18 protein-coding genes and 2 pseudogenes are annotated in these 17,425 nt (G+C 64.4%); 12 read left to right on the top strand and 8 right to left on the bottom strand.

All coding sequences use genetic code 11. The features are described 5' to 3' along the window. Positions 1–79: 79 nt before the first annotated feature. Both H276_RS0101845 and H276_RS0101860 read left to right on the top strand, forming a co-directional pair. Positions 80–790 (top strand): HNH endonuclease family protein, encoded by a 711-nt coding sequence (locus H276_RS0101845; RefSeq protein ID WP_019969604.1) that lies wholly within the window; start codon positions 80–82, stop codon positions 788–790. A 2,017-nt stretch (positions 791–2,807) separates the two neighbouring features. After that, on the top strand, positions 2,808–3,707 hold the full coding sequence (locus H276_RS0101860; RefSeq protein WP_019969607.1) for a hypothetical protein: 900 nt from the start codon (positions 2,808–2,810) through the stop codon (positions 3,705–3,707). A 76-nt stretch (positions 3,708–3,783) separates the two neighbouring features. On the opposite strand, the gene H276_RS24425 is transcribed toward H276_RS0101860, so the two are convergent. The 5 genes and pseudogenes from H276_RS24425 to H276_RS0101875 form a co-directional block, all read right to left on the bottom strand. Beyond that, positions 3,784–4,026, bottom strand: a complete 243-nt coding sequence (locus H276_RS24425) for a hypothetical protein (protein WP_155942909.1) — start codon at positions 4,024–4,026, stop codon at positions 3,784–3,786. A 126-nt stretch (positions 4,027–4,152) separates the two neighbouring features. After that, complete coding sequence (locus tag H276_RS24430) at positions 4,153–4,725, bottom strand: DUF6262 family protein (RefSeq protein WP_155942910.1); 573 nt, start codon at positions 4,723–4,725, stop codon at positions 4,153–4,155. 18 nt (positions 4,726–4,743) lie between these two features. Continuing rightward, the gene (locus H276_RS25140; protein WP_019969608.1) at positions 4,744–5,145 is read right to left on the bottom strand and encodes a hypothetical protein; all 402 of its coding nucleotides are present in this window, start codon (positions 5,143–5,145) and stop codon (positions 4,744–4,746) included. Continuing rightward, a pseudogene (locus H276_RS25580) lies at positions 5,144–5,248 on the bottom strand (hypothetical protein); the annotation flags it as partial. The pseudogene H276_RS25580 and the gene H276_RS25140, both read right to left, overlap by 2 nt. After that, complete coding sequence (locus H276_RS0101875; RefSeq protein ID WP_019969610.1) at positions 5,245–5,433, bottom strand: hypothetical protein; 189 nt, start codon at positions 5,431–5,433, stop codon at positions 5,245–5,247. The pseudogene H276_RS25580 and the gene H276_RS0101875, both read right to left, overlap by 4 nt. On the opposite strand from H276_RS0101875, the pseudogene H276_RS22420 reads away from it, so the two are divergent. Beyond that, positions 5,431–5,661, top strand: a pseudogene (locus H276_RS22420) (HNH endonuclease family protein); the annotation flags it as partial. The gene H276_RS0101875 and the pseudogene H276_RS22420 sit on opposite strands and share 3 nt — an antisense overlap. A gap of 97 nt (positions 5,662–5,758) precedes the next feature. Here H276_RS22420 and H276_RS0101885 read toward each other — a convergent pair. Next, positions 5,759–6,265: a GNAT family N-acetyltransferase gene (locus tag H276_RS0101885; protein WP_019969612.1), complete on the bottom strand. Its 507-nt coding sequence runs from the start codon at positions 6,263–6,265 to the stop codon at positions 5,759–5,761. A 70-nt stretch (positions 6,266–6,335) separates the two neighbouring features. On the opposite strand from H276_RS0101885, the gene H276_RS0101890 reads away from it, so the two are divergent. Then, on the top strand, positions 6,336–6,923 hold the full coding sequence (locus H276_RS0101890) for a TetR/AcrR family transcriptional regulator (RefSeq protein ID WP_019969613.1): 588 nt from the start codon (positions 6,336–6,338) through the stop codon (positions 6,921–6,923). A gap of 83 nt (positions 6,924–7,006) precedes the next feature. Here H276_RS0101890 and H276_RS0101895 read toward each other — a convergent pair whose 3' ends face one another. Both H276_RS0101895 and H276_RS0101900 read right to left on the bottom strand, forming a co-directional pair. Beyond that, positions 7,007–7,849 carry an aldo/keto reductase gene (locus tag H276_RS0101895; RefSeq protein WP_019969614.1) on the bottom strand — a complete coding sequence of 281 codons (843 nt, stop codon included), beginning with the start codon at positions 7,847–7,849 and terminating at the stop codon, positions 7,007–7,009. 5 nt (positions 7,850–7,854) lie between these two features. Beyond that, entirely contained in the window at positions 7,855–8,682 is an 828-nt protein-coding gene (locus H276_RS0101900; RefSeq protein WP_019969615.1) for an aldo/keto reductase, read from the bottom strand. 13 nt (positions 8,683–8,695) lie between these two features. Between H276_RS0101900 and H276_RS0101905 the strand changes: the two genes are divergently transcribed. The 8 genes from H276_RS0101905 to H276_RS0101940 all read left to right on the top strand — a co-directional run bounded on the left by H276_RS0101905 (position 8,696) and on the right by H276_RS0101940 (position 17,325). Beyond that, on the top strand, positions 8,696–9,793 hold the full coding sequence (locus tag H276_RS0101905; protein WP_019969616.1) for an alpha/beta hydrolase: 1,098 nt from the start codon (positions 8,696–8,698) through the stop codon (positions 9,791–9,793). A gap of 47 nt (positions 9,794–9,840) precedes the next feature. After that, the gene (locus H276_RS0101910) at positions 9,841–10,665 is read left to right on the top strand and encodes a DsbA family protein (RefSeq protein ID WP_026356481.1); all 825 of its coding nucleotides are present in this window, start codon (positions 9,841–9,843) and stop codon (positions 10,663–10,665) included. Then, positions 10,662–11,288, top strand: a complete 627-nt coding sequence (locus H276_RS0101915) for a vitamin K epoxide reductase family protein (protein ID WP_019969618.1) — start codon at positions 10,662–10,664, stop codon at positions 11,286–11,288. Before H276_RS0101910 ends, H276_RS0101915 begins: the two co-directional genes overlap by 4 nt. Before the next feature lie 49 nt (positions 11,289–11,337). Beyond that, complete coding sequence (locus tag H276_RS0101920) at positions 11,338–14,766, top strand: pyruvate carboxylase (protein ID WP_019969619.1); 3,429 nt, start codon at positions 11,338–11,340, stop codon at positions 14,764–14,766. Further along, positions 14,763–15,317, top strand: coding sequence for a 16S rRNA (guanine(966)-N(2))-methyltransferase RsmD (rsmD, locus tag H276_RS0101925; protein ID WP_081625375.1), 555 nt, complete (start codon positions 14,763–14,765; stop codon positions 15,315–15,317). Before H276_RS0101920 ends, rsmD begins: the two co-directional genes overlap by 4 nt. Positions 15,318–15,328: 11 nt before the next feature. Beyond that, on the top strand, positions 15,329–15,808 hold the full coding sequence (gene coaD / locus H276_RS0101930; RefSeq protein ID WP_019969621.1) for a pantetheine-phosphate adenylyltransferase: 480 nt from the start codon (positions 15,329–15,331) through the stop codon (positions 15,806–15,808). Positions 15,809–15,943: 135 nt separating this feature from the next. After that, positions 15,944–16,681, top strand: a complete 738-nt coding sequence (gene sepIVA / locus H276_RS0101935; protein ID WP_018600738.1) for a cell division protein SepIVA — start codon at positions 15,944–15,946, stop codon at positions 16,679–16,681. 59 nt (positions 16,682–16,740) lie between these two features. Next, on the top strand, positions 16,741–17,325 hold the full coding sequence (locus tag H276_RS0101940; protein ID WP_019969622.1) for a DUF177 domain-containing protein: 585 nt from the start codon (positions 16,741–16,743) through the stop codon (positions 17,323–17,325). Positions 17,326–17,425 lie beyond the last annotated feature (100 nt).

Here is a 17,425-nt window from a genome sequence, read left to right on the forward strand (position 1 = left end):
CAGGCGTTTGTAATGGTCAGAGGGTAGATTATATGCCGCTGACAGTGGCTGATGTTATGCCGGTGCGGGCGGTGGTCTGATGGGCCGGCGGAGGGTGATGTGGCTGGGGGCGGCCGTTCTGGTGGCGTTGGCGGTAGCCATTCAGACTGTGATGTCGTCGACTGATCGATCGGCGATGGTTGCCGCTGACCCGAATGTGCCGACGGTGGCTGCCGGGGTTGACGTTCTCGCCGGGGTGGCAGTCGTGCCGGAGCGCTCCCGGAGCGGCGATTACCGCCGTGCGGCCTTTGGGGAGGCGTGGACTGATGACAACGACGCTCCGAGTGGTCATAACGGGTGCGACACCCGCAATGACATTCTCGACCGCGATCTCATCGACAAGACATTCGTGTCGATCAAGCGTTGTCCACGTGCTGTGGCAACGGGTGTGCTGCATGATCCTTACACAGGTAAAACGATAAACTTCTTGCGCGGCAACAAGACTGGCGCAGCTATACAGATCGAGCATATCGTGCCCTTGGCCTACGCATGGGACCAAGGGGCGCGGGGTTGGCCCGAATCGCTTCGCATTCGGTTTGCGAATGATCCCGCGAATCTCCTTGCAGTAGAGGGGCAAGCGAATCAGGACAAGGGCGATCAGGAGCCCGCGGACTGGCTGCCGCCTAACGCGGCGTTCCACTGCCAATACGCGATGCAGTTCATCGCGGTTCTGCGTGGCTACGCGCTTCCTGTTGACGAGCCCTCCGTCCCAGTCCTGAGGGAAGCTGCATCGACCTGTCCGATGGGCTGACGACTGTGTCATGTTGGGGTGATGTTGATGTCGGATCTGCCAGGCGATGACCGGCACGATGTGGAATGGGTGCGGGACGTGGTAGCTGGCTTGACCGACGAGGGCTTCGCCCGGCCATCCGCTGGCTAGTTAGCTTAGCTAGCGAGTATCGGTTGTGCGGGCGGGGGATGACAGCGAACCCGACCGTACGAAGGACGAAGGGCCGCACCAATGACGGCAACGCTGATGCTCATGCTCCGCACCGGCGTCCCGTGCGCGCTTTGAGGAACTGATCACGCTCGGCCGCCACACTTGACACCCTGCGTTTGCATCAGAAGAATAAGCACCGCTCATATGTGGATTGGAAGTGCACACGATTGCATCCATACTTCCGCATATTGGAGCAAATTTGATGGCTTCGGCCACGTAGACGGCAGGAAAGGAGCGTGTGTCATGGGGGTTAATTTGGCGCGTTCCGTTCATCTGCCAGTCGGTGGTCGGTAGTTTTCTCTCGCTCATCGCGAATCGCGTCCTAGCTTCTGGCCAGGTCGCGGCAGGACTTATGCGCGATATTCGGTTTTGAGTTCACTCGGCTACGTCTGTCAGATGCGTTGAACCCTTGTCGATGTCTAGCTCGTGATCGTCGCTGGTCCCAGGTTCAGATCTCGCGTCTTGTGACGTGAGCGGTATGTCGCTTTTGAGCTCGCAGCTAAATCGACCGCTGCTGTAATTGCCTGGGTCTCTGCTAGATGTTCTCGGCCAAGGACCCAAAACGATGCCTTGTGTCGTTAGTTGATTGCACAAGCCTCTCAAAAGGGTCCTCGACCGTTCGGTGCCTTATTTCGATGGCACCACATGTTCCCTTTGTCGTGCCCAATTCCCGTCTATTCAGCACACCTTGAAGCGCAAATTTTGCTGTAGTCATTCGCGCGCGGCGAATCCCGCTGATGTTGAGCTGAAGCAGACTGCAGCACTTCTCGACAACACGACCAGGGGGAGTTGTATTGAGCGAGGGAACGGGATCGGGCGCCGGGGTGCAGTCAATGCCTCCTCGTCCATCCGCAGTCCAGCAGTGCCGTCCCGGCTCTGCGTTGCACGGCCATGCCCGCGTGATTCTCGAAAGGACGATCGCCGATGACAGCCGACCCGAACAGGTAGCGATCGCGTCGCTGAAGGTCGGGGACTCGCCGCGACTGCGCGGCGAGGATCCAAGCCATACTCTGTTGCTCGCGGAGGCGGGCGATGTGCTGCCACCCATCATCGTCCACAGGGACACGCGACACGTGGTTGATGGGGTACATCGTGTGTACGCAGCTCTGATGAATGGGCGGGATTCGTTGCAGGCCTACTATTTCGATGGTTCACCAGAGGAGGCCTTCGTTCTTGCTGTCGCCTTGAATGTCGGACATGGCCTGGCGCTGGCACTTCCAGATCGCAGGGCCGCGGCAACGAGGATCATGCAGTCCTACCCGCAATGGTCTGACCGGGCTGTCGCCCAGTCAACAGGGTTGTCGGCGACCACGATCGCAGCGATCCGGCGTTCAACTGTCGGAGTTGGGCAGTTGAACGTCCGGCTGGGTCGGGACGGCCGGGTTCGGCCGCTCAATGCCGCCAGTGGAAGACGCACGGCCGCAGAGTATCTGATTGCCCATCCTGAGAGTTCATTGCGAACTGTTGCCAGGGTCGCCGGCATCTCCCCGGCGACGGTGCGAGACGTGCGTAACCGGCTTTTGCGCGGGCAGAGTCCAGTCCCGTCACACGCCCGAGGAGAACACGAATGCGATGAGACCGAGAAATTCGCGAGCAATACAGGTCCACACGCCGACGACCACGTTCGGCTCCGCGGGCTAGCCGGGCCTTCGGCCCCGTGCCCCGCTGACACCCTTGCGGCCTGCGCGCACTGCCTCCAGAATCTGAACTGTCCAGCCGGGCTGCGCGATAAGTCGCCGCGCACGGCGACCAGTCTGAGCTAGCGCGACAGGCGTTGCAGCACAGCCACACCCACGCCGATGTGCGAGACGAAAGGGATTACCATTTGATGAGCACCGCACTTTGGTCCTCACTGAATGACCAACTCACGGTTGCTGAGGTGCTCTACGGTGCCGCGTGTGGCCGCGAGCTGCTCGGTGCGTGGCTAGACGAGCAGGAAGAACGGGTCGACAACCCAGCCTTCGGCAACGAGTTCGCACAGCATGTCACCTTGCCCGGCATACACCCGACCGACTATTCGCACCGTCGTGTGCACTGCCGGCACGGCAACGCGCTCGGGGGGATACGGTTCTTCCGTCGCGACGTCACCCGCCCCTTCGTCGAGATCATCGCGCACACATTCGACGACCTCGGCCAACTCCGTGATTGCGTAGCTGCGGAATGGGCAGCCTTCAACCCGCACCACCTACGCCTACGCACCAGGCCAGGCCGGCTCGCGGGGCCTCACGTTCGCCTCGACGTCACAATCCATGCCGCAGAGTACTGTGCGATGAGCCGGCCGGCTGCAACCGTCTCCCTGCAACCGTTCGACAACGCTGACGACGCGATCGCGATGGTCCATCGCCGATTCGACGATATGAAGATCAACCAGCCCCTGCTACACCGTGACATCAGCCCGGCACAGTCCGAGGACATCCGCGCGTGGCACCGGGAGGGCCATCTGATGGCGATTGTTGCCGCAGACCGAGTAGTTGGGCTACTCGCGGTTGCGCCGGGCTGTGTCGAATGGGTCGAAGGCGACGTGATCAACGAAGAGATCGTTGAGGGTGCGTCGCGAGGCCATGGCTACGCGGCCGCTGCTCAGGCAACATGGGCGGCCAGTGCACACAGAAGACCCGAGACGCTCTTGATCGGGACTATCGACCGCCTCAACACGGCCTCCCGAAAGACTGCGCAACGGGCCGGCCGCCCAATCATCCTCGAAGACCACTTCATTCGACTCGCATAATTACCTAACGAACTGCTTTACACTCAGCGCAGATCAGATCAACCTTGCGTTGGCGGTATCCACCGGGGCCTACACATCAACCGGGCCTGAGTTTAGGGGTATCGGGCAATTGACGCCCACCACGCGCTTTCTGAGCGGCGTTGAGTGCCTTTTCCCGCCACATCGAGTCAGCGGCACGTTGTTGTACCGACAGCTCCGTGGTGTGGTGTTTGACTGTGGTGCGGTCCTCGGCACGCGCGCCTTCGATCGCCCTTCTAGCATCTGGGTTTTCGTAGAGAAATGTTCGTGAAACACCTGCCATGCGGGCGATGGTGGCCACATTCGGTCTGCACGTATTGACGTTGACAGTCCTTGAGGGTCTGGCGCAATCGTTGGAGCTTGAGGGCTACGTCTACGTGCGCACGTCTTGCCGCATTGGCCGCGACAATTGTGTAGGCCTTCATGCTCAGGTGTCCACTTCATCTGCTTGCGGTTGATTGAGGAAGAGTCGATGGGACGAAATACGGTGTTCCACAACCGATTGAAGTGGGCCTGCGGGCACCGCAGGCCCAAAGACGACGTATCGTCGAGTAGCCCCAGCGCTGCCAATGCACGCTACGGAGTCGCTTGTACTTGGGTTCATCGGCCTCGTAGGTGGCGAGTTTTCGTCGTAGCACAAGATTTTCGCCGTGTGCGACGGCGAGTGCCTGGCGCAGCGACGCGTCTCGGCGTGGTAGTTGCGCCGTAGCTCCTTCAACTGTGCAGACAACGCCCGCACCGGCGCGGATTGGCTGGCGGCAGTGTCGTCGGCTGGTGCGGGTGCAGTGTTTGGCGAATGGGGCTGGCTGTGCATCTGCTGAATCTTGCTGCGCAGCACGGGCTGGCGGTAGAGGAAATCGGTCGAGATGCCCGCCTTGCGGGCGATGCTGGCGAAGGTGATCGGCGCGCCCGCGGCCGACAGGGTGGCGAGCGCATTGGTCGCTCGCTGCAAGCTTTGTTCGTGTCTGCGACGAGCAGCGTCAGCCAGGTGCTGAGGCATGATCGCGTCGGATCCTTTCTACGCAGTCTGATGGTTGACACCGGCGCCGCGGACGGCACGGTCGGTGATGTCGTTGATGGACAGCAGTATTCGGTTCAGCGATGCGATTTCGTCGCGGCGGCCTTTGAGCCAGATGTTGTCCTCGCCCATCGGGGTGCCGTACTTGGCGGTGAACGCGGTCTGGCGGGTGTCAACGAGTCGTTCGGTCGCGCCGAGTTGTCGCCGCAGTTCGGTGGCGTGGCTGGCATCGGTGACGAAGACCGAGCAGCTAAAGCAAGCGTTTCCCTTGTGACACAGTTGTTTCGGCGGAAAAGTGCACCACCCGTCGGGCAGGATTCGGTCGGCACGTTTGTCGATGTGGAGCAGCTCGTAGAGGTCGCCCGAAGTACCGCATGACGACGTGCAAGGGAACACCGGCATTCAACAGGTTGGTCGCGGCGGTGTGGCGGAATCGGTGGGTCTGGCTGATCGCCACCGGCCGACCAGTGGAGTCCGTGATCGCCAGGGGCCTCGGTGAGTTCACCCAGGTGTAGATGCAGGGTGCCGGCCGGATAGGGGTATGGTGCCGAGCCGGTTCTTGGTGGTCCGCAGAAACAGATACTTCGGCGTGCGGTCGGGTTCACGGGCGGTGGCCAGGAACTCCCGCGCAAAGTCCTGCTGGGCCTTGACGATCGCCACGATCTCGGCGTCGACCGCTACGGATAACACATCGTGCCGTTGGCGTTGGCCTGGGATCTGGGCGCCCGCGACTGGACCGATGACATGCGGTTGCGGTTCGCCAACGACCCGGCCAACCTGCTGGCTGTGCAGGGGCGGGCCAACCAGGACAAAAGCGACCAGGAACCGGCCTATTGGATGCCGCCCAACCACTCGTTCTGGTGCCAGTACGCCGTGGCGTTCGTCGCGGTACTGCGGGGGTACGCGCTACCCGTCGACCTGTCCGACGGGGTGACGGCTTACCCGCGAGCAGACTTGAAATCCCCTGACACGCGGGTTTTCGCGGCATTTCACGTCTGCTCGGCGAGGCCGACGTCTACAGTTCAAGGAGCCAGTGTTGGCCGTTGAGGTTTTGGCCGAAACTGTGGTGAGATTCTTCGTCGACGAGCCGAAACCCGAACCCCTGGTAGATCTTTCGAGCTGAGGTCAGCACGTCATTGGTCCACAGTGTGACCTGCCGGTAGTCGGCGTGACGGGCGAACCGCAAGCACTCCTCGACCAGTTGCCCACCCAACCCCAGGCCCCGAGCCTGAGGTGTCACCAAGAGGATCCGTAACTTCGCGACTCCGGGCTCGTCTCCGGCCACGCAGAAGATGCACCCCGCGCGTTCGCCGTCGACTTCGGCGATCCAGCCGGCTTCCCGTACCGGATCGTGTTCTGCGGCATAGTCGGCCACAATTCTGGCGACCAGAGCCTCGAACTCGGTATCCCAGCCGAATTGCTGATGGTAGATCTCGCCGTGCGCCATCACCACCCAGCCGAGATCGCCCGGACGCTCCACGCGACGCACCACGATCCGTGCCTGCTCGACACCCAACGACATCGACGCACCTCCGATCCGGTACCGAAACAAATCACTGACACACTCGTTTCAGTGGGGCTAGGCTACCAACGTGACCACCGGTCCGACAACCCCGTCCGCCCGCCAGGTCGAACTTCTGGAGAGCGCCTATCGGTACACGCTGACCCATGGGCTGGCAGAGATGTCGCTGCGACCATTGGCGACAGCGATCGGCTCCAGCCCGCGGGTACTCCTGTTCCTGTTCGGCAGCAAGGACGGCTTGGTACGCGCCCTGCTGGCGCGGGCACGCAGCGACGAAATGGCAGTGCTGGACCGGCTACGACAGGCCGCCGACACCGATCGCATCGGGCTGGGCGCAGCCGTTGAGCAGATCTGGGAATGGCTCGCTGCCGACGATCATCAACCGTTGCTGAAACTGTGGGCAGAGGCCTACGCTCGCTCTCTCGTCGAACCCGACGGGCCATGGGCGGGCTTTGCCAATACCACGGTCCAGGATTGGCTTGATGTGCTGGCGAAATGCCAGCCGCCACAAGAGAAGCGCAGCGCCGAGGGGATCGCACAGCGCACTCTGGCGCTGGCCGTGCTCCGAGGTGCACTGCTCGATCTGCTGGCGACCGGCGACCGGAACCGTGTCACGCGAGCGCTCCGCCTACACCTTGGCGCGTTGGGTGCCGAATGATGGCGAGCAGGCGTGAAAGTCCCCGAAACGCCGAGGTTTCAGGGACTTTCACGTCTGCTCGCCGGTACTGCTCGCGGGTATTGCTAGCCCGTGTAGGTGGCGGGGTCCGGCCGGAACCGCGTGCCGTCGTCGAGGCCGTTGAGGGTTGTCATCTCGCCGTCGGTGAGGGCGAAGTCGAACACGTCACGGTTGGAGGCAATCCGTTCCGGCTTGGTCGACCGGGAGATCACGATGTTGCCCAGTTGGATGCTCCAGCGGATCAGCACCTGGGCCGCGGTCTTGTCGTGGGCCTGGGCGATGGCGGTGACGGCGGGGTTGTCCAGAAGGTTGCCGACCCCGAGGGGGCTGTAGGCCTCGGTGGCGACGTCGCTCGCGGCGTTGGCGGCGCGCCAGGCGCTCTGATTGAGCAGCGGGTGTAACTCGATCTGGTTCACCGCCGGCGTGTAGAAGGTCAGGCCGATGATGGTGGACAGGTCCTCCGGACTGAAGTTTGCAACTCCCACGGAGCGGGAGAGGCCGTCCTCCTTGATCTTTATCAGGGCGCCCCAGCTGTCGACGTACTTGCTGGTGTCGCCGCCGGGCCAGTGGATGAGGTAGAGGTCGACGTAATCGAGGCCGAGCCGTTCGATGCTGGCGCGGGCAGCGTTCTGCGAGGACTGGTAGCCCTGATCGGGCGTGGCCAGCTTGGTGGTGACGTAGATGTCTTCGCGCGGGATGCCTGATGCGGCGATCGCACGACCCACGCCGGCCTCGTTCCCGTAGGCGGCGGCGGTGTCGATCAACCGGTAGCCCGCTTGCAGCGCGGCCGAAACCGCCTGTTCGGCTTCGGAATCCGAGAGCGCTCCGACACCGAGACCGATAACCGGAATCGCGTGGGCGTCATTGAGCGCGACAGTGGGAATCGCTGCCCCGTCGGATGGGGTCATGTCACCTACCCTGTGAAGTTGAAGGTTCGAGGATCGGGTCCCAACCGCGTTCCGTTCTCGAGTGACGCGATGGATGCCATGTCCTGCTCGCTCAGCTCGAAACCAAACACGTCGAAATTGCTCGCAATCCGTTCGGGGTTCACCGACTTGGGGATGACGATATTACCCAGCTGGATATGCCACCTGATCAGAACCTGCGCCGGTGTTTTCCCATGTGGTGCGGCGATACCGGTGATCTTCGGATCAGTCAGCAGCGAGCCCTGCCCCAGCGGGCTCCACGCCTCGGTGGCGATCCCGTACTGGGCATGAACCTCGCGCAGTGCGTGCTGCGGCAACAGCGGATGCAGTTCGATCTGGTTGACCGCGGGCACGATGCCGGTGGCGTCGATCAGAATCTTCAGGTGCTCCGGTTCGAAGTTGCTGACCCCGATCGACCGGATGCGGCCCTGATCCCGCAGGTGCGCAAACGCCTTGAAGGTGTCGACGTAGGCGTTCTTGGCGGGCACCGGCCAATGGATCAGGTAAAGGTCCAGGTAATCCACAGCGAGCCGGCTCAGACTGGCGTCGAATGCGGCGAGCGTGGCGTCGTACCCATGGTCGCCGTTCCACAGTTTCGTGACGAGGAAAATGTCCTCGCGCGGCACTCCCGCACCTGCCAGCGCCAGACCCGTCTCAACCTCGTTCTGGTAGGCAGCTGCAGTATCGATGTGGCGGTAGCCGGCCTGAAGGGCGGCCGTCACGGCTCGTTCGGTGTCGTCTGGAGGGGTTTGCCAGACACCCAAGCCGACCTGAGGTATCGAATTGCCGTCGTTGAGAGTGACGCGCGGATTCACAGAGGGAGCTGCCATGAGGGAAAGTCTGCCAGGCCGGGGCAATGCCGAGCAGATCCTGCTCCGCCGGGCGATCAAGTTCACCTTCGCTGCGCTGCCCCGTATCCCCGAACGGAGCAAGCGTCTTCTGCTGGGCGGGCGTCCCGTCGAAATCGACGGCAACACGCTGGACTCCACGCTGCAGATGCTGCTGTTGGCGCAGCGTGCGGCCGGGCTCGGCGGGCTGGTCGGTGACTTCCGGCCCGACGGAGGGGTGGCGTCGTCACGCGCCCAGCTGCGGGCACAGGCGGCCCTGCTGAGCCCACCGATCCGCGCCGACGTCACCGAGATGTCGATACCCGGGCCGGCTGGACCGATACCCGCGCGGCACTACGTCCCGGACGGATCTGGCCCGACTCCGGTGCCCGCGCTGCTGTTGTTCTTCCACGGCGGTGGCTTCGTGCTCGGCGACCTGGACACCCACGACAGCCTGTGCCGGCTGATCTGCCGTGACGGTGGCATCCAGGTGCTGTCGGTGGACTACCGGCTGGCTCCCGAGCACAAGGCCCCGGCCGCCCCCGACGACGCCTACGCCGCCTACCAGTGGGTGTTGCAGCACGCCCCGGGGATGGGTGCGACGCGGATCGTCGTCGGCGGGGACAGTGCCGGCGGGAACCTGGCCACCGTCGTCGCCCAGCGGGCCCGCGCCGACGATCTGACACTTCCCGACCTGCAGCTGCTGCTCTACCCGGTCACGGATTTCGCGAGCCAGACCCGTTCGCGGACGTTGTTCGCCGATGGCTTCTTCTTGAACAAGCGCGATATCGACTGGTGTTTCGACCACTATCTGGGCGGCGCCGACATCGCACCCGAGGACCCGGTCGTCTCGCCGCTGCTCACCGAAGACCTGTCGGGACTGCCTCCTGCGCTGGTCTTCACGGCGGGGTTCGATCCGCTGCGCGACGAGGGCAACCGCTACGCGGCGGCCATGAAGGAAGCCGGTGTTCTGGTCGACCTGCGGGAAGAGCGGTCACTGATTCACGCCTTCGCCAGCTTCTTCCCGCTGGGCGGCGGCAGCGCTACGGCAACCACGGCGATGATCTCTGCCGTGCGGGCACATCTCAGCCACGCCTGAGGTCGACACCCGAAGTGCCCTGGAAGGCCGCCGGTACGCTTAACGCCGTGGCCAAACCCAAGAAGACCGCTAAATACGACTTGAAGGCAGCGGATCGTAAACGAAACCTGCTGATCCAGATCGGTCTGACCGCCGTTGTGGTGGTGTTCGCCGCGGTGCTGGTGTTCTACATCGTCATGAACGGGAACAAGAAGCCCGCGACGGGTGAGGCCAAGGCCATCCGGGTGGCGTCGAGCAACGTGATCACCAAAGAAGGCACCAGCGAACCCAAGGTGGTGCTGTCGTTCTACGAGGACTTCCTCTGCCCGGCCTGCGGTGCCTTCGAGCGTGCCTTCGGTCCGACCATCAACAAGATGATCGACACCGGCGCGGTGGCCGCCGACTACCACATCGTGGCCATCTTGGACCGCTCCGGCGACGGGTATTCGTCGCGCGCCGGTAATGCGGCCTACTGCGTCGCCGACGAGTCCATCGAGGCGTTCCGACGTTTCCACTCCGCGCTCTACACCAAGGAGCTGCAGCCGCAGGAAGGTGGCGGCATCTACCCGGATAACGCTCGGCTCATCGAGCTCGCCCGCCAGGCCGGTGCAGTCGGCAAGGCGCCGGACTGCATCACCAAGGGTACCTACGTTGACATGGTGAAGGGCATGGCCGCGGCAGCGGGCATCAACTCAACACCGACCATCCGGATCAACGGCGAGGACTACCAGCCCAGCACGCCCGATGCGATGGTCGCGAAGGTCAAGGAAATCGTCGGTGACGTGCCCGGGCTGACCGCCGTCACCCCGCAGGCCCCGGCGCCCACGGCTCCCGCCGCGGGCGCGCCGGCCGCACCGCAGGCGCCCGCCGTCCCGGCGGTGCCCGGGTCATGACCGTGACCACGCAGTCGCAGGCCGAATCCGGGCGATCCGCCGGACGGCCGGGCGTCGAGGTCTCCAAAGCCAGTGCCCTATGGGTGGTGATAGCCGGGGTGGTCGGCCTGGCCGCCGCGCTGACCCTGACGTACGAGAAGATCGAACTACTGATCAACCCGAAGTACGTCCCTTCCTGCAGCATCAATCCGGTGCTGTCCTGTGGCTCCGTGATGGTCACCCCGCAGGCGTCGGTGTTCGGTTTTCCCAATCCGATGATCGGCATCGTCGCGTCCACCGTCGTCCTGGTCACCGGCGTCCTGGCAGTCGCGAAGGTGCGCCTGCCGCGGTGGTACTGGGGCGTTCTGGCCGTCGGCACCCTGCTCGGTGCCGTCTTCGTGCACTGGCTGATCTTCCAAAGCCTGTACCGCATCGGCGCGCTGTGCCCGTACTGCATGTGTGTCTGGGCGGTGACCATTCCGCTGCTGGTGGTGGTCTCCTCGATTGCTCTGGAGCCGTTGCACGACAACACGGTCCTGCGAGTCGTCCACCAATGGCGCTGGTCGCTTGTGGCGTTGTGGTTCGCCGCGTTGATCCTGTTGATCATGGCGCGGTTCTGGAACTACTGGTCGACGCTGCTGTAACAGCGCCGGTGTGCATCCGGGTGACAGTGGTGAAGCTAGGGTTACCCGCGTGATTTCCAAACTCCTGGTGGCCAACCGCGGCGAGATCGCGATTCGTGCGTTTCGTGCGGCGACCGAGATGAACATTGCCACGGTGGCGGTCTATCCGTATGAGGACCGCAATTCGTTGCATCGACTCAAGGCGGACGAGTCGTATCAGATCGGTGAGACCGGCCATCCGGTCCGGGCCTATCTGTCGGTGGACGAGATCATCCGGGTCGCCCGCCACGCGGGGGCCGACGCGGTATATCCGGGGTACGGGTTCCTGTCGGAGAATCCAGAGCTGGCTTCGGCGTGTGCGGAGGCGGGGATCACCTTTGTCGGCCCGTCGGCTGAGGTTTTGGAGTTGACGGGTAACAAGGCCCGCGCGATCGCCGCGGCCCGGATGGCGGGGTTGCCGGTGTTGGCGTCCTCGGAGCCGTCGGCCTCGGTGGAGGAGTTGGTCGCGGCGGCCGCGGGTATGCAGTTCCCGTTGTTCGTCAAGGCGGTCTCCGGTGGTGGTGGTCGTGGTATGCGCCGGGTGAGTGATCTGGCCGCGCTGCCCGAAGCCATCGAGGCGGCCAGCCGTGAGGCCGAGTCTGCGTTCGGTGATCCGATGGTCTATCTGGAGCAGGCGGTGATCAATCCCCGCCACATCGAGGTGCAGATCCTCGCCGACACGCAGGGCAACGTGATTCATCTTTTCGAGCGTGACTGCAGTGTGCAGCGGCGTCACCAGAAGGTGATCGAGCTGGCCCCGGCGCCGAACCTGGACCCTGCGGTGCGGGAGCGGATTTGTGCCGATGCGGTGGCGTTGGCGCGGCAGATCGGCTACTCGTGTGCGGGCACCATCGAATTCCTGCTCGATGAGCGCGGGCATCACGTGTTCATCGAGTGCAACCCGCGGATTCAGGTGGAGCACACGGTGACCGAGGAGATCACCGATGTGGACCTGGTGGCCTCCCAGTTGCGGATTGCCGCTGGGGAATCGCTGGAAGATCTTGGGCTGAGCCAGGATTCGGTGCGTATTCGCGGGGCGGCGTTGCAGTGCCGGATTACCACGGAGGATCCGGCCAACGGGTTCCGTCCGGACACCGGCCGGATCACGGCGTACCGGTCGCCGGGTGGTGCCGGTGTCCGCCTGGACGGTGGTACGCACACCGGTGCGGATATCGGGGCGCATTTCGATTCGATGCTGGTGAAGCTGACGTGTCGGGGCCGGGATTTCGCGACCGCGGTGGTGCGTGCTCGGCGTGCCCTGGCAGAGTTCCGGATTCGTGGCGTGTCGACGAACATCCCATTTTTGATGGCGGTGCTCGACGATCCGGATTTCCGGGCCGGTCGGGTCAACACGTCGTTCATCGATGAGCGTCCGCAGCTTCTCACGGCGCACACCCCGGCCGACCGGGGCACCAAGATCCTCAACTATTTGGCCGACGTGACGGTCAACAAGCCGCACGGACAACGGCCGTCGACGGTGTACCCGAACGACAAGCTTCCGGTGCTGGACCTGGCGGCGGTCCCGCCGTCGGGGTCCAAGCAGCGGCTGACCGATTTGGGGCCCGAGGGGTTCGCGCGCTGGCTGCGCGACAGCCCGGCGCTGGGGGTGACCGATACGACGTTCCGGGATGCGCACCAGTCATTGCTGGCGACCCGGTTGCGTTCGTCGGGGTTGTTGAGGGTGGCACCGTATGTGGCCCGGATGATGCCGCAGCTGCTTTCGATCGAGTGCTGGGGTGGGGCGACTTACGATGTGGCGCTTCGCTTTTTGAAGGAGGATCCGTGGCAGCGGTTGGCTGCTCTGCGCGAGGCCGTGCCGAACATCTGTCTGCAGATGCTGCTGCGGGGCCGTAACACCGTCGGCTACACGCCGTATCCCGAGTTGGTCACCTCGGCCTTCGTCGAAGAGGCCACGGCAACCGGCATCGACATCTTTCGGATCTTCGACGCGCTCAACAATGTCGAATCGATGCGCCCGGCGATCGACGCGGTGCGCGAAACCGGTACGGCCATCGCCGAAGTCGCGATGTCCTACACCGGTGATCTGTCGGATCCGGGGGAGAACCTCTACACCCTGGACTATTACCTGAGGCTCGCCGAGCAGATCGTCGACGCCGGGGCACATGTGCTGGCCATCAAGGACATGGCCGGGTTGTTGCGTCCGCAGGCTGCCACGGCGTTGGTGTCGGCGTTGCGGTCGCGGTTCGACCTGCCGGTGCACGTGCACACCCACGACACCCCGGGCGGTCAGCTGGCGACGTATCTGGCTGCCTGGCAGGTGGGTGCGTCTGCGGTGGACGGCGCAGCCGCCCCGCTGGCAGGGACCACGAGCCAGCCGGCGCTGTCGGCGATCGTCGCTGCGACCGCGCACACCCCGTACGACACCGGTCTGTCGCTGAGTGCGGTATGCGATCTGGAGCCGTACTGGGAGGCGCTGCGAAAGGTGTACGCGCCCTTTGATATTGCGGCGTCCGGTCCTCCTTTCCCGACCGGGCGGGTGTATCACCACGAGATTCCGGGCGGGCAGTTGAGCAATCTGCGCCAGCAGGCCATCGCACTGGGGTTGGGCGATCGTTTCGAGGATGTCGAGAATGCCTATGCCGGTGCTGACCGTGTGCTGGGCCGGCTGATCAAGGTCACGCCGTCGAGCAAGGTGGTCGGGGACTTGGCGCTGGCCCTGGTCGGTGCGGGTGTGACGGCCGATGAATTCGCCGCGGACCCGGCGAAATACGACATCCCCGATAGTGTGATCGGTTTCCTGCGTGGCGAACTCGGCGATCCTGCCGGTGGTTGGCCGGAGCCGTTGCGCACCAAGGCGTTGGCCGGGCGGGGGCCGGCCAAGCCCGAGCAGCAGCTCTCTGCCGCCGACGAAGCTCTGTTGGCCACGCCGGGGCCGATACGCCAGGCCGCCCTGAATCGTCTGCTGTTCCCCGGGCCCACACGGGAATTCGAAGAGCATCGCGAAGAGTACGGCGACACCTCCCGGCTGAGCGCCAACCAGTTCTTCTACGGGCTGCGCCAAGGGGAAGAGCACCGCGTGCAATTGGAACGGGGTGTGGAACTGCTCATCGGGCTCGAAGCCATCTCAGATGCCGACGAGCGTGGAATGCGTACGGTGTTGTGCATTCTCAACGGGCAGTTGCGTCCGGTGCTGGTGCGCGACCGCAGCATCGCCAGCGACGTTCCGGCCGCGGAGAAGGCCGACCGCACCAATCCGGACCACGTGGCGGCCCCGTTTGCCGGTGTGGTGACCGTCAACGTCGCCACCGGCGATGCCGTGGAGGCCGGAGCGACCATCGCCACCATCGAGGCCATGAAGATGGAGGCCGCGATCACCGCACCCAAGGCCGGCACCGTGGCCCGCGTCGCCGTCGCACCCACCGCCCAGGTGGAAGGCGGCGACCTCCTGGTGGTGGTCGGTTCGGCGGGTAGGAGCGAAGCGACCGGGGAATCAACCTGACCCGCATCGTCTCCGGCCGCTACGGCGGGCGCCGCATCGCGGTGCCCGCCCGGGGCACCCGGCCGACCACGGACCGCGTGCGCGAGTCGTTGTTCAACGTGCTGTCGGCTCGTCTCGATCTCGCGGGCGTCGCCGTGCTCGACCTTTACGCCGGCTCGGGCGCCCTTGGGCTGGAGGCACTTTCGCGCGGTGCGGCATCGGCGCTGTTCGTCGAGTCCGATCGTCGGGCGGCCGCGGTCATTGCCGACAACATCGCGGCGCTGGGAGCGGGCGCAGCAACCGTGCGGTGCGCGCCGGTGGCCGGCGTGCTTGCCGGCGCCGCGGCACGTCCGGTCGACCTGGTATTCGCCGACCCGCCTTACGAGGTTGCGGTCGCCGAGGTGGAAGCGCTGGTGACGGCGTTGGCTGACGGCGGTTGGGTGCGGCCGGGCGCCGTGATGGTCATCGAGCGCGCGGCGTCGGGGCCTTCGGTGCGTTGGCCTGACGGCTGGGAGCCGTGGCGTGAGCGACGCTACGGGGACACCCGCGTGGAGTTCGCCGAATTCGCGTAGCGTGCTGCGTCATGAGTGGCGCCGTATGCCCAGGATCCTTCGACCCTGTCACCCTCGGCCATATCGACATCTTCGAACGGGCCGCAGCGCAGTTCGACGAGATTGTGGTCGCGGTTCTGGTGAATCCCAACAAGAAAGGGATGTTCGACCTCGACGACCGCATCGCGATGATCGTCGAATCGACCGCGCACCTGCCGAACCTGCGGGTCGAATCGGGGCAGGGCCTCGTGGTGGACTTCGTGAAATCGCGCGGGCTCACAGCCATCGTCAAAGGACTGCGAACCGGCACCGACTTCGAGTACGAGCTTCAGATGGCGCAGATGAACAAGCATGTGGCCGGGGTCGACACGTTCTTCGTCGCCACCACCCCGCAGTACTCCTTCGTGTCGTCATCGCTGGCCAAGGAGGTCGCCTCGCTCGGCGGCGATGTCTCGGAGCTGCTGCCTGAACCGGTCAATCGCCGGCTGCGGGCCAAACTGGCCGCGCGGTGACCTGAGGCGGGTCCACCGGGTGCGAGCAACGCCTGACAACCTGCTGGTGGCAGCGACACACCGACAATGCTCCGCAGTCACAGGGGTAACACCAGGCACACTGGTAACTAACAACGACGCCTGGAGGGTATAGCCGTGTACCGAGTTTTTGAAGCGCTAGACGAGCTGGGCGCCATCGTCGAAGAAGCGCGTGGCGTCCCGATGACCGCGGGCTGCGTGGTTCCACGCGGCGACGTCCTCGAGCTGATCGACGACATCAAGGACGCCATTCCCGGCGAACTCGACGACGCGCAGGACGTGCTCGATGCACGGGATTCGCTGCTACGAGAGGCCAAGGAACACTCCGAGTCCGTGATGGCGAAGGTCAACGCCGACGCCGACGGCATGATCAACCATGCCAGATCCGAAGCCGACCGGCTGTTGGCCGACGCCAAGTCGCAGGCCGACAGGATGGTTGCTGAAGCCCGCCAGCACAGCGAACGAATGGTCGGTGAGGCGCGTGAAGAAGCCGCACGGGTGAGCGCTGCGGCTAAGCGAGAATATGAGGCGAGCACCGGGCGGGCCAAGGCCGAAGCCGACCGACTCATCGAAAGCGGCAACCTGTCCTACGAGAAGGCCGTCCAGGAGGGCATCAAGGAGCAGCAGCGGCTGGTGTCGCAGACGGAGATCGTCTCGACCGCAACCGCAGAGGCAAACCGCTTGGTCGATGCGGCACATGCCGAGGCTGACCGGCTGCGCGGCGAGTGCGACATTTACGTCGACAGCAAACTGGCTGAGTTCGAGGAGTTCCTCAACGGAACGCTGCGCTCGGTCGGCCGCGGCCGCCACCAGCTACGCACCGCAGCCGGGACGCACGACTACGCGACGCATTGATCCCCGCGGGCGGTGTAGGCGTTATTTTTAGCTGACGGGGGTCGCCGTAGGATTGCTGCATGGCGACGCGCGCAAACGTGGGGAGGCACCGCAATTCCCGGTCGCCGCTGGTCATCAACATCTCCCGACTCGGCCGGCGTCCCGGCTCGATGATGACTCACCGCGAGACCGTGCCGAGCCCGGTTCGCATCGGTGTGGAACTCGTCGCTATCGAAGCGGGCGCACCACTTGAGCTGGACCTGCGGCTGGAATCCGTCTCGGAAGGTGTGCTGGTGACCGGAACGGTCGCTGCACCGACGGCAGGCGAGTGCGCCAGGTGCCTGACGCCGGTCACCGGCGACATCGAGATCGACCTCACCGAACTGTTCGCCTACCCCAACAGCGCCACCGACGAGACCACGGAGTCCGACGAGATGGGCCGGGTCATCGACGATTCTGTCGACCTCGAACAACCCATCATCGACGCCGTCGGCCTGGCGCTGCCGTTCTCCCCGCTGTGCGGGCCGGACTGCGTAGGACTGTGCCAGCAATGCGGCGTCCCGTTGGCTGCCGCCGAACCCGGACACCACCACGAACTGCTCGATCCGCGCTGGGCGAAGTTGGCCGCGATGCTGCCGCCGGATGAGGATCAGCACCGCGTATGAGTCGTCGGGGGGAAGCGGAGCGCACCGCGCATGAGGGTCAGCGAGAAGCGGAGCGGATCGCGCATGAGGGTCAGCGAGAAGCGGAGCGGATCGCGCATGA

Origin of the sequence: Mycobacterium sp. 141, assembly GCF_000382405.1 — a bacterium.
In the GTDB taxonomy this organism is placed as follows: Bacteria; Actinomycetota; Actinomycetes; order Mycobacteriales; family Mycobacteriaceae; genus Mycobacterium.